Here is a 12,293-nt window from a genome sequence, read left to right as displayed (position 1 = left end):
GAGGCGTTATGGCACTAAAAAAAGCAAGCCTAGCTTGTGCAGTTTGTGGTTCAAGGAATTATTCAATCAAAATTAGTGGGAACCCCAAGCCAACACGACTAGAAGTAAATAAATTTTGTAAACATTGTGGAAAATATACGACACATAGAGAAACGAGATAGGAGAGAACGATGGGCTTTATTAAGGATATTTTTAAACTTCTTAAAGAAACAACTTGGCCAACTCGCAAAGAAAGCTGGAGAGATTTTCGCTCTATTATGGAATACACAGCCTTCTTTGTGGTCATCATTTACATTTTTGACCAGTTGATTGTATCAGGTTTGATTCGATTTATTAACATTTTTTAGAAGAAAAGTGGAGAAGTTCTGCTAACTTTCTTCTATCATATGTATGAAAGGAAATATCATGGATAGTTTTGACAAGGGATGGTTTGTTCTACAAACTTATTCTGGCTATGAAAATAAGGTAAAAGAAAATCTATTGCAACGTGCGCAAACATATAACATGTTGGATAATATTCTACGTGTTGAGATTCCAACACAAACCGTGCAAGTTGAGAAAAATGGAAAGAAAAAGGAAGTTGAAGAGAATCGCTTTCCAGGTTATGTCCTTGTAGAAATGGTCATGACCGATGAAGCATGGTTCGTCGTTCGAAACACACCTAACGTAACAGGATTCGTCGGCTCACACGGTAACAGATCAAAACCAACTCCACTTTTGGAACAAGAAATCCGTGATATTCTGGTTTCAATGGGACAAACTGTTCAAGAGTTCGATATTGATGTTGAAGTTGGCCAGACAGTCCGCATCATTGATGGCGCTTTTGCAGACTACACAGGTAAAATTACTGAAATTGATAACAACAAAGTGAAGATGATTATCTCTATGTTTGGTAATGATACGATTGCAGAAGTGAATCTCAACCAAATTGCAGAATTATAACCCCAGAGAGGCTTTGCCTCTCTTTTTATGTGCCGTTGAGGGAGGAAGAAGTATAAAACAGAGGAAGTAGACCCATGGACTCGCGCATTTTGCTAAACTAAATGCAGAAAGGAGAGGTCTATGAATCTAAAAGACTTATATGAAGAAAGCAAGGGAATCGTCCATAAGTGTCGCAAAGATTATCATTTGCATCTGTGGGAGAAAGAGGACTGGGATCAGGAAGGCATGTTATGTCTGTATGAGCTGGTGAGTTGCAACCCAGAGTTACTAGAGGGGGAGCGCCATCGACTTTATGTCTGCTTTAAAACAAAGTTTAGAAATCGTATCCTAGATTACATCCGTAAACAGGAAAGCCACAAGCGCCGTTTTGACAAAGAACCCTATGAAGAGGTGAGTGAGATTAGCCATCGTCTAGGAGAGAAAGGACTCAGGCTGGACGATTATTATCTCTTTCACGAACTTCTAAAGAATTACAAATCAAAGCAGAGTATGGAAAAACAAGAATTAATAGACCGTCTAATGGGAGGAGAAGTCTTTAGAGGACGTAAAGCTCTCCTGAGAGAACTTTCCCTTATCTTTTCAGAATTTCGATAAAGAGGAAAAAAGTCCTTGACAAAGGCGGAAAAGTAGGTATAATAGAAAGAGTTGAAAAGCTCAAGGTCCGTTGGTCAAGGGGTTAAGACACCGCCTTTTCACGGCGGTAACACGGGTTCGAATCCCGTACGGACTATGGTATATTGTGGTTAGAAAAAACTTAGAAAAAAGTTTAAAAAACTTGTTGACAGAGAGAGCTAGCTGTGATATACTAATATAGTTGTCGCTCATGAGAGAAGTGAGAGACAAAGACCTTTGAAAACTGAACAAGACGAACCAATGTGCAGGGCACTATAACTGATGTTATAGTACTGAACAATGAAAAACAATAAATCTGTCAGTGACAGAAATGAGTGAGAACTCAAACTTTTAATGAGAGTTTGATCCTGGCTCAGGACGAACGCTGGCGGCGTGCCTAATACATGCAAGTAGAACGCTGAAGGAGGAGCTTGCTTCTCTGGATGAGTTGCGAACGGGTGAGTAACGCGTAGGTAACCTGCCTGGTAGCGGGGGATAACTATTGGAAACGATAGCTAATACCGCATAAGAGTAGATGTTGCATGACATTTACTTAAAAGGTGCAATTGCATCACTACCAGATGGACCTGCGTTGTATTAGCTAGTTGGTGAGGTAACGGCTCACCAAGGCAACGATACATAGCCGACCTGAGAGGGTGATCGGCCACACTGGGACTGAGACACGGCCCAGACTCCTACGGGAGGCAGCAGTAGGGAATCTTCGGCAATGGACGGAAGTCTGACCGAGCAACGCCGCGTGAGTGAAGAAGGTTTTCGGATCGTAAAGCTCTGTTGTAAGAGAAGAACGAGTGTGAGAGTGGAAAGTTCACACTGTGACGGTATCTTACCAGAAAGGGACGGCTAACTACGTGCCAGCAGCCGCGGTAATACGTAGGTCCCGAGCGTTGTCCGGATTTATTGGGCGTAAAGCGAGCGCAGGCGGTTAGATAAGTCTGAAGTTAAAGGCTGTGGCTTAACCATAGTACGCTTTGGAAACTGTTTAACTTGAGTGCAAGAGGGGAGAGTGGAATTCCATGTGTAGCGGTGAAATGCGTAGATATATGGAGGAACACCGGTGGCGAAAGCGGCTCTCTGGCTTGTAACTGACGCTGAGGCTCGAAAGCGTGGGGAGCAAACAGGATTAGATACCCTGGTAGTCCACGCCGTAAACGATGAGTGCTAGGTGTTAGACCCTTTCCGGGGTTTAGTGCCGCAGCTAACGCATTAAGCACTCCGCCTGGGGAGTACGACCGCAAGGTTGAAACTCAAAGGAATTGACGGGGGCCCGCACAAGCGGTGGAGCATGTGGTTTAATTCGAAGCAACGCGAAGAACCTTACCAGGTCTTGACATCCCTCTGACCGCTCTAGAGATAGAGTTTTCCTTCGGGACAGAGGTGACAGGTGGTGCATGGTTGTCGTCAGCTCGTGTCGTGAGATGTTGGGTTAAGTCCCGCAACGAGCGCAACCCCTATTGTTAGTTGCCATCATTCAGTTGGGCACTCTAGCGAGACTGCCGGTAATAAACCGGAGGAAGGTGGGGATGACGTCAAATCATCATGCCCCTTATGACCTGGGCTACACACGTGCTACAATGGCTGGTACAACGAGTCGCAAGCCGGTGACGGCAAGCTAATCTCTTAAAGCCAGTCTCAGTTCGGATTGTAGGCTGCAACTCGCCTACATGAAGTCGGAATCGCTAGTAATCGCGGATCAGCACGCCGCGGTGAATACGTTCCCGGGCCTTGTACACACCGCCCGTCACACCACGAGAGTTTGTAACACCCGAAGTCGGTGAGGTAACCATTTGGAGCCAGCCGCCTAAGGTGGGATAGATGATTGGGGTGAAGTCGTAACAAGGTAGCCGTATCGGAAGGTGCGGCTGGATCACCTCCTTTCTAAGGATAAGGAACTGCACATTGGTCTTGTTTAGTCTTGAGAGGTCTTGTGGGGCCTTAGCTCAGCTGGGAGAGCGCCTGCTTTGCACGCAGGAGGTCAGCGGTTCGATCCCGCTAGGCTCCATTGGTGAGAGATCACCAAGTAATGCACATTGAAAATTGAATATCTATATCAAATAGTAACAAGAAAATAAACCGAAACGCTGTAGTATTAAAAGAGTTTATGACTGAAAGGTCAAAAAATAAGGTTAAGTTAATAAGGGCGCACGGTGGATGCCTTGGCACTAGGAGCCGAAGAAGGACGTGACAAACGACGATATGCCTTGGGTAGCTGTAAGTAAGCGATGATCCAGGGATTTCCGAATGGGGGAACCCAACAGGTACTACCTGTTACCCGCATCTGTTAAGGATGTGAGGAGGAAGACGCAGTGAACTGAAACATCTAAGTAGCTGCAGGAAGAGAAAGCAAAAGCGATTGCCTTAGTAGCGGCGAGCGAAACGGCAGGAGGGCAAACCGAAGAGTTTACTCTTCGGGGTTGTAGGACTGCAATATGGACTCAAAGATTATAGAAGAATGATTTGGGAAGATCAGCCAAAGAGAGTAATAGCCTCGTATTTAAAATAGTCTTTGTACCTAGCAGTATCCTGAGTACGGCGGGACACGAGAAATCCCGTCGGAATCTGGGAGGACCATCTCCCAACCCTAAATACTCCCTAGTGACCGATAGTGAACCAGTACCGTGAGGGAAAGGTGAAAAGCACCCCGGGAGGGGAGTGAAATAGAACCTGAAACCGTGTGCCTACAACAAGTTCGAGCCCGTTAATGGGTGAGAGCGTGCCTTTTGTAGAATGAACCGGCGAGTTACGATATGATGCGAGGTTAAGTTGAAGAGACGGAGCCGCAGGGAAACCGAGTCTGAATAGGGCGCCTTAGTATCATGTCGTAGACCCGAAACCATGTGACCTACCCATGAGCAGGTTGAAGGTGCGGTAAGACGCACTGGAGGACCGAACCAGGGCACGTTGAAAAGTGCTTGGATGACTTGTGGGTAGCGGAGAAATTCCAAACGAACTTGGAGATAGCTGGTTCTCTCCGAAATAGCTTTAGGGCTAGCGTCGACATCAAGATTCTTGGAGGTAGAGCACTGTTTGGGTGAGGGGTCCATCCCGGATTACCAATCTCAGATAAACTCCGAATGCCAATGAATTATGGTCGGCAGTCAGACTGCGAGTGCTAAGATCCGTAGTCGAAAGGGAAACAGCCCAGACCACCAGCTAAGGTCCCAAAATAATTGTTAAGTGGAAAAGGATGTGGGGTTGCACAGACAACTAGGATGTTAGCTTAGAAGCAGCTATTCATTCAAAGAGTGCGTAATAGCTCACTAGTCGAGTGACCCTGCGCCGAAAATGTACCGGGGCTAAAACAATTTACCGAAGCTGTGGATACCTTTATAGGTATGGTAGGAGAGCGTTCTATGTGTGAAGAAGGTATACCGTGAGGAGTGCTGGAACGCATAGAAGTGAGAATGCCGGTATGAGTAGCGAAAGACAGGTGAGAATCCTGTCCACCGTAAGACTAAGGTTTCCAGGGGAAGGCTCGTCCGCCCTGGGTTAGTCGGGACCTAAGGAGAGACCGAAAGGTGTATCCGATGGACAACAGGTTGATATTCCTGTACTAGAGTATGTAGTGATGGAGGGACGCAGTAGGCTAACTAAAGCAGACGAATGGAAGTGTCTGTCTAAGCAGTGAGGTGTGATATGAGTCAAATGCTTATATCTATAACATTGAGCTGTGATGGGGAGCGAAGTTTAGTAGCGAAGTTAGTGACGTCACACTGCCAAGAAAAGCTTCTAGCGTTTAAACATACTCTACCCGTACCGCAAACCGACACAGGTAGTCGAGGCGAGTAGCCTCAGGTGAGCGAGAGAACTCTCGTTAAGGAACTCGGCAAAATGACCCCGTAACTTCGGGAGAAGGGGTGCTGACTTTAGGTCAGCCGCAGTGAATAGGCCCAAGCAACTGTTTATCAAAAACACAGCTCTCTGCTAAATCGTAAGATGATGTATAGGGGGTGACGCCTGCCCGGTGCTGGAAGGTTAAGAGGAGTGCTTAGGAGTAATCCGAAGGTATGAATTGAAGCCCCAGTAAACGGCGGCCGTAACTATAACGGTCCTAAGGTAGCGAAATTCCTTGTCGGGTAAGTTCCGACCCGCACGAAAGGCGTAATGATTTGGGCACTGTCTCAACGAGAGACTCGGTGAAATTTTAGTACCTGTGAAGATGCAGGTTACCCGCGACAGGACGGAAAGACCCCATGGAGCTTTACTGCAGTTTGATATTGAGTGTCTGTACCACATGTACAGGATAGGTAGGAGTCTATGAGATCGGGACGCCAGTTTCGAAGGAGACGTTGTTGGGATACTACCCTTGTGTTATGGCCACTCTAACCCGGATAGGTTATCCCTATCGGAGACAGTGTCTGACGGGCAGTTTGACTGGGGCGGTCGCCTCCTAAAAGGTAACGGAGGCGCCCAAAGGTTCCCTCAGAATGGTTGGAAATCATTCGCAGAGTGTAAAGGTATAAGGGAGCTTGACTGCGAGAGCTACAACTCGAGCAGGGACGAAAGTCGGGCTTAGTGATCCGGTGGTTCCGTATGGAAGGGCCATCGCTCAACGGATAAAAGCTACCCTGGGGATAACAGGCTTATCTCCCCCAAGAGTTCACATCGACGGGGAGGTTTGGCACCTCGATGTCGGCTCGTCGCATCCTGGGGCTGTAGTCGGTCCCAAGGGTTGGGCTGTTCGCCCATTAAAGCGGCACGCGAGCTGGGTTCAGAACGTCGTGAGACAGTTCGGTCCCTATCCGTCGCGGGCGTAGGAAATTTGAGAGGATCTGCTCCTAGTACGAGAGGACCAGAGTGGACTTACCGCTGGTGTACCAGTTGTCTTGCCAAAGGCATCGCTGGGTAGCTATGTAGGGAAGGGATAAACGCTGAAAGCATCTAAGTGTGAAACCCACCTCAAGATGAGATTTCCCATGATTTTATATCAGTAAGAGCCCTGAGAGATGATCAGGTAGATAGGTTAGAAGTGGAAGTGTGGCGACACATGTAGCGGACTAATACTAATAGCTCGAGGACTTATCCAAAGTAACTGAGAATACGAAGTGTGAGGTTTTCTTGGTATTTGATAGATATTCAATTTTGAGTAGGTATTACTCAGAGTTAAGTGACGATAGCCTAGGAGATACACCTGTACCCATGCCGAACACAGTAGTTAAGCCCTAGAACGCCGGAAGTAGTTGGGGGTTGCCCCCTGTGAGATATGGAAGTCGCTTAGCTCGAGGGAGTTTAGCTTAGTTGTAATTGAGAGGAAATCGAAATTACAATCGGCGGATGAGAGAAACAAAGTTTCTTACCGTTGGATGAGCTAGACTCCGCCCTTTGGGAGTTTAGCTCAGCTGGGAGAGCATCTGCCTTACAAGCAGAGGGTCAGCGGTTCGATCCCGTTAACTCCCATAGGTCCCGTAGTGTAGCGGTTATCACGTCGCCCTGTCACGGCGAAGATCGCGGGTTCGATTCCCGTCGGGACCGTTTAAGATAACGGAAGTTATTTTAGACTCGTTAGCTCAGTTGGTAGAGCAATTGACTTTTAATCAATGGGTCACTGGTTCGAGCCCAGTACGGGTCATATTTGCGGGTTTGGCGGAATTGGCAGACGCACCAGATTTAGGATCTGGCGCTTAACGGCGTGGGGGTTCAAGTCCCTTAACCCGCATAATAGAAAGTAGCCGGCTTAGCTCAGTTGGTAGAGCATCTGATTTGTAATCAGAGGGTCGCGTGTTCAAGTCATGTAGCCGGCATTTTTTTATATAGAATAAGAGGTCGATGCGAACGTAGTTCAGTGGTAGAACACCACCTTGCCAAGGTGGGGGTCGCGGGTTCGAATCCCGTCGTTCGCTTAGAGAGGCCGGGGTGGCGGAACTGGCAGACGCACAGGACTTAAAATCCTGCGATTGGTAACGATCGTACCGGTTCGATTCCGGTCCTCGGCATATAATGATGAGCACCCTTAGCTCAACTGGATAGAGTACCTGACTACGAATCAGGCGGTTAGAGGTTCGACTCCTCTAGGGTGCATTTTTTTATTTAACGCGGGAAGTAGCTCAGCTTGGTAGAGTACTTGGTTTGGGACCAAGGTGTCGCAGGTTCGAATCCTGTCTTCCCGATTGATTACGAGGATACTTAAAGGTATCTTTTTTTTATTTACGGAACAAATTTGTGTAAACTAGCAGTGCTTAAGGAATGGTACTAGTCATATATTTTCTTTAATTATGGTAAAATAGTAAGAGAATAATGTGAGGAAAATGAATGGCAAGTAAGTTTGAAATTTTAATGAATCAACTAGGAATCTCTGATCAATTGAGACGGGATCCTGCTCTTGTTGATGCCAGAATTGAGCGTGTTGTGGTTCATAAAATTAGTAAGATTTGGGAATTTCATTTTGTATTTTCTAATATTTTACCGATTGAAATCTTTTTGGAGTTAAAGAAAGGGCTTTGTGAAGAATTTTCTAAGACAGGGAATCGAGCTGTTTTTGAAATCAAGACTCTTTCTCAAGAATTCTCTAATGAACTCTTGCATGCCTACTATAGAGAGGCTTTTTCTGAAGGTCCATGTGCAAGTCAGGGGTTTAAATCTCTTTACCAGAATTTAAATGTTCGTGCGGAAGGAAATCAACTCATTATTGAAGGTTCAGAGGCGATTGATAAGGAGCACTTTAAGAAGAATCATCTTCCTAATTTGGCAAAGCAACTCGAAAAGTTTGGTTTTCCAGCTTTTGTATGCCAAATAGAAAAGAATGATGCTCTTACACAAGAGCAGGAGGAAGCCTTCCATACGGAGAATGAACAAATCGTTCAGGCTGCCAATGAGGAAGCGCTTCGAGCTATGGAGCAATTGGAACAAATGGCTCCTCCTCCAGTAGAAGAGAAGCCAGCCTTTGATTTTCAGGCTAAAAAGGCTATGGCCAAGCCTAAACTAGATAAGGCTGAAGTTACCCAGATGATTGACGTGACGACTGAGGAAAATCGTCTGGTCTTTGAAGGGGTCGTTTTTGATGTGGAACATAAAGTGACCAGAACTGGTCGCGTTTTGATCAACTTTAAAATGACAGACTACACTTCAAGTTTTTCAATGCAAAAATGGGTTAAGAATGAAGAAGAAGCTCAGAAGTTTGACATCATTAAGAAGAATTCTTGGCTCCGAGTTCGTGGTAATGTGGAGATGAATAACTTCACACGTGATTTGACCATGAACGTCCAGGATGTGCAGGAAGTTGTTCACTATGAGCGGAAGGATTTGATGCCAGAAGGTGAGCGTCGGGTTGAGTTTCATGCTCATACTAATATGTCGACTATGGATGCTCTACCAGAAGTAGAGGAGATCGTTGCGATAGCTGCTAAGTGGGGACACAAGGCGGTTGCCATCACGGACCATGGAAATGTTCAATCTTTCCCACACGGCTATAAGGCGGCCAAGAAAGCTGGAATCCAGCTGATCTATGGAATGGAAGCCAATATCGTGGAGGATCGTGTTCCAATCGTTTATAACGAAGTGGAGATGGACTTGTCAGAAGCGACCTATGTAGTTTTTGACGTGGAAACGACGGGACTTTCAGCTATCTATAATGATTTGATTCAGGTTGCGGCCTCTAAGATGTACAAGGGGAATGTTATTGCCGAATTTGATGAATTTATCAATCCTGGGCATCCCTTGTCCGCTTTTACTACTGAGTTGACTGGAATTACAGATGACCATGTTAAAAATGCCAAACCACTGGAACAAGTTTTGCAAGAATTCCAAGAATTTTGCAAGGATACAGTCTTAGTCGCCCACAATGCTACCTTTGATGTTGGCTTTATGAATGCTAACTATGATCGTCATGGTCTTCCTAAAATTAGCCAGCCAGTCATCGATACGCTGGAGTTTGCTAGAAATCTCTATCCTGAGTATAAACGTCATGGTTTGGGGCCTTTGACTAAGCGTTTTGGTGTAGCACTTGAACACCACCACATGGCCAACTACGATGCGGAAGCTACGGGTCGTTTGCTTTTCATCTTTATCAAAGAGGTAGCAGAAAAACATGGTGTGACTGATTTGGCTAGACTGAACATTGATTTGATTAGTCCAGACTCTTATAAAAAAGCTCGGATTAAACATGCGACAATTTATGTTAAGAATCAAGTAGGGTTGAAAAATATCTTTAAGTTGGTTTCTTTGTCTAACACCAAGTACTTTGAAGGAGTGCCACGGATTCCGAGAACGGTTCTAGATGCCCATCGGGAGGGCTTGATTTTGGGGTCGGCTTGCTCGGAGGGTGAAGTTTTTGACGCGGTTGTATCCCAAGGTGTGGATGCGGCGGTTGAGGTGGCCAAGTATTATGACTTTATCGAGGTCATGCCACCAGCTATCTATGCGCCATTGATTGCCAAAGAGCAGGTCAAGGATATGGAGGAACTTCAGACCATTATCAAGAGCTTGATAGAGGTTGGAGATCGTCTTGGCAAGCCTGTTCTGGCTACGGGAAATGTCCACTATATCGAACCAGAAGAAGAGATTTACCGTGAAATTATCGTCCGTAGTTTGGGACAAGGGGCTATGATTAACCGAACCATTGGTCATGGGGAACATGCCCAACCAGCTCCTCTTCCAAAGGCTCATTTTCGAACGACCAATGAGATGTTGGATGAATTTGCCTTCTTGGGTGAAGATTTAGCACGCAAACTAGTTATTGAAAACACTAATGTCTTGGCAGAAATCTTTGAACCTGTTGAGGTTGTTAAGGGTGACTTGTACACACCTTTCATTGACAAGGCGGAAGAAACGGTCGCCGAGCTGACCTACAAAAAAGCCTTTGAGATTTATGGAAATCCGCTGCCAGATATCGTTGATTTGCGGATTGAAAAAGAATTAACTTCCATTCTGGGGAATGGATTTGCCGTGATTTATCTGGCTTCGCAGATGCTGGTGCAACGTTCCAATGAACGGGGCTACTTGGTTGGTTCTCGTGGGTCTGTTGGGTCCAGTTTTGTTGCGACTATGATTGGGATTACGGAGGTTAATCCTCTCTCTCCACACTACGTCTGTGGTCAGTGTCAGTACAGCGAGTTTATCACGGATGGTTCTTACGGTTCAGGGTTTGATATGCCTAATAAGGACTGTCCAAAGTGTGGTCATAAACTCAGCAAAAATGGACAGGATATTCCTTTCGAGACCTTCCTTGGTTTTGATGGGGACAAGGTTCCCGATATTGACTTGAACTTCTCGGGAGAAGACCAGCCTAGCGCCCACTTGGATGTACGTGATATCTTTGGTGAAGAATATGCCTTCCGTGCAGGAACGGTTGGTACAGTTGCTGCTAAGACTGCTTATGGATTTGTCAAGGGCTATGAGAGAGACTATGGGAAGTTTTATCGTGATGCAGAGGTGGAACGTCTTGCCCAAGGTGCTGCCGGTGTCAAGCGGACTACAGGACAACACCCAGGAGGAATCGTTGTTATTCCGAACTACATGGATGTCTACGACTTTACGCCTGTTCAGTATCCAGCGGATGACGTGACGGCTGAATGGCAGACGACTCACTTTAACTTCCATGATATCGATGAGAATGTCCTCAAACTCGATGTACTGGGGCATGATGATCCGACCATGATTCGAAAATTGCAGGACTTGTCTGGTATTGACCCTAATGAAATTCCTATGGATGATGAAGGTGTCATGGCCCTCTTTTCTGGAACTGATGTACTAGGGGTAACACCTGAGCAAATCGGAACGCCGACGGGCATGCTGGGAATCCCAGAGTTTGGAACAAACTTTGTACGTGGGATGGTAGACGAAACGCATCCGACGACCTTTGCGGAATTGCTTCAGTTGTCTGGATTATCCCACGGTACCGATGTGTGGTTGGGAAATGCCCAGGATTTGATCAAGCAAGGAATTGCGGACCTATCGACTGTTATCGGTTGTCGGGACGACATCATGGTTTACCTCATGCATGCGGGTCTCGAGCCTAAGATGGCCTTTACCATCATGGAACGGGTACGTAAGGGCTTGTGGTTGAAGATTTCAGAAGAGGAGCGAAATGGCTATATCGAAGCCATGAAGGCCAATAAGGTGCCAGAGTGGTATATCGAGTCCTGTGGAAAAATCAAGTATATGTTCCCTAAAGCCCATGCGGCAGCCTACGTTATGATGGCCTTGCGCGTAGCCTACTTCAAGGTTCACCATCCCATTTATTACTACTGTGCTTACTTTTCAATCCGCGCTAAGGCTTTTGATATCAAGACCATGGGTGCGGGCTTGGACGCCATCAAGCGCAGAATGGAAGAAATCGCTGAAAAACGGAAGAACAATGAAGCCTCTAATGTGGAAATTGACCTCTATACCACTCTTGAGATTGTCAATGAGATGTGGGAACGTGGCTTTAAGTTTGGCAAGTTAGACCTCTATCGTAGTGATGCGACTGAATTCATCATTGACGGAGACACTCTTATCCCACCATTTGTAGCAATGGATGGTCTGGGAGAGAACGTTGCTAAGCAGTTGGTGCGTGCGCGTGAAGAGGGTGAGTTCCTCTCTAAGACAGAACTGCGCAAGCGTGGTGGACTTTCATCAACCTTGGTTGAAAAGATGGATGAAATGGGGATTCTCGGCAATATGCCAGAGGACAACCAGTTGAGTTTGTTTGATGATTTGTTTTAAAAAATTGCTTATTTTGATCAAGTGGACAAAAAATGTCCACTTGATTTGTTATAATTCTCTTAAAAATAAAAGAAAAGAGA

The 12,293-nt window shown here is 45.9% G+C and carries 5 protein-coding genes, 11 tRNA genes and 3 rRNA genes; all 19 read left to right on the top strand.

The window, feature by feature from the left end; all coding sequences use genetic code 11:
• Nucleotides 1–8: 8 nt before the first annotated feature.
• The 19 genes from rpmG (at nucleotide 9) to P8P68_RS06070 (ending at nucleotide 12,213) form a co-directional block, all read left to right on the top strand.
• On the top strand, nucleotides 9–161 hold the full coding sequence (rpmG, locus tag P8P68_RS06160; protein ID WP_001809375.1) for a 50S ribosomal protein L33: 153 nt from the start codon (nucleotides 9–11) through the stop codon (nucleotides 159–161).
• A 9-nt stretch (nucleotides 162–170) separates the two neighbouring features.
• Nucleotides 171–347, top strand: a complete 177-nt coding sequence (gene secE / locus P8P68_RS06155; protein WP_000505776.1) for a preprotein translocase subunit SecE — start codon at nucleotides 171–173, stop codon at nucleotides 345–347.
• A gap of 58 nt (nucleotides 348–405) precedes the next feature.
• Entirely contained in the window at nucleotides 406–942 is a 537-nt protein-coding gene (nusG, locus tag P8P68_RS06150; protein ID WP_000376732.1) for a transcription termination/antitermination protein NusG, read from the top strand.
• Between the two features lie 120 nt (nucleotides 943–1,062).
• A complete protein-coding gene (locus tag P8P68_RS06145) occupies nucleotides 1,063–1,536 on the top strand; it encodes a hypothetical protein (RefSeq protein WP_001049305.1) in 474 nt (157 codons plus the stop codon).
• A gap of 64 nt (nucleotides 1,537–1,600) precedes the next feature.
• Nucleotides 1,601–1,672: transfer RNA gene (locus tag P8P68_RS06140), tRNA-Glu, on the top strand.
• 232 nt (nucleotides 1,673–1,904) lie between these two features.
• A 16S ribosomal RNA gene (locus tag P8P68_RS06135) occupies nucleotides 1,905–3,450 on the top strand.
• A gap of 51 nt (nucleotides 3,451–3,501) precedes the next feature.
• Nucleotides 3,502–3,574, top strand: a tRNA-Ala gene (locus P8P68_RS06130).
• 122 nt (nucleotides 3,575–3,696) lie between these two features.
• A 23S ribosomal RNA gene (locus P8P68_RS06125) occupies nucleotides 3,697–6,599 on the top strand.
• 76 nt (nucleotides 6,600–6,675) lie between these two features.
• A 5S ribosomal RNA gene (gene rrf / locus P8P68_RS06120) occupies nucleotides 6,676–6,791 on the top strand.
• Together the 16S, 23S and 5S rRNA genes with 11 tRNA genes alongside form the textbook arrangement of a ribosomal RNA operon.
• Nucleotides 6,792–6,896: 105 nt before the next feature.
• A tRNA-Val gene (locus P8P68_RS06115) sits at nucleotides 6,897–6,969 on the top strand.
• 2 nt (nucleotides 6,970–6,971) lie between these two features.
• A tRNA-Asp gene (locus tag P8P68_RS06110) sits at nucleotides 6,972–7,044 on the top strand.
• A 24-nt stretch (nucleotides 7,045–7,068) separates the two neighbouring features.
• Nucleotides 7,069–7,141 (top strand) — tRNA-Lys (locus tag P8P68_RS06105).
• A gap of 5 nt (nucleotides 7,142–7,146) precedes the next feature.
• A tRNA-Leu gene (locus P8P68_RS06100) sits at nucleotides 7,147–7,228 on the top strand.
• Between the two features lie 12 nt (nucleotides 7,229–7,240).
• Nucleotides 7,241–7,313, top strand: a tRNA-Thr gene (locus P8P68_RS06095).
• 27 nt (nucleotides 7,314–7,340) lie between these two features.
• Nucleotides 7,341–7,412: transfer RNA gene (locus tag P8P68_RS06090), tRNA-Gly, on the top strand.
• 7 nt (nucleotides 7,413–7,419) lie between these two features.
• Nucleotides 7,420–7,505 (top strand) — tRNA-Leu (locus P8P68_RS06085).
• 11 nt (nucleotides 7,506–7,516) lie between these two features.
• A tRNA-Arg gene (locus P8P68_RS06080) sits at nucleotides 7,517–7,590 on the top strand.
• Between the two features lie 15 nt (nucleotides 7,591–7,605).
• Nucleotides 7,606–7,679, top strand: a tRNA-Pro gene (locus tag P8P68_RS06075).
• Nucleotides 7,680–7,821: 142 nt separating this feature from the next.
• The gene (locus P8P68_RS06070; RefSeq protein WP_278275771.1) at nucleotides 7,822–12,213 is read left to right on the top strand and encodes a PolC-type DNA polymerase III; all 4,392 of its coding nucleotides are present in this window, start codon (nucleotides 7,822–7,824) and stop codon (nucleotides 12,211–12,213) included.
• Nucleotides 12,214–12,293 lie beyond the last annotated feature (80 nt).

Source organism: Streptococcus sp. D7B5, from assembly GCF_029691405.1.
In the GTDB taxonomy this organism is placed as follows: domain Bacteria; phylum Bacillota; class Bacilli; order Lactobacillales; family Streptococcaceae; genus Streptococcus.
Note: the sequence above shows the minus strand (reverse complement) of the source record. Positions and strands in the feature narration are given on the sequence as shown.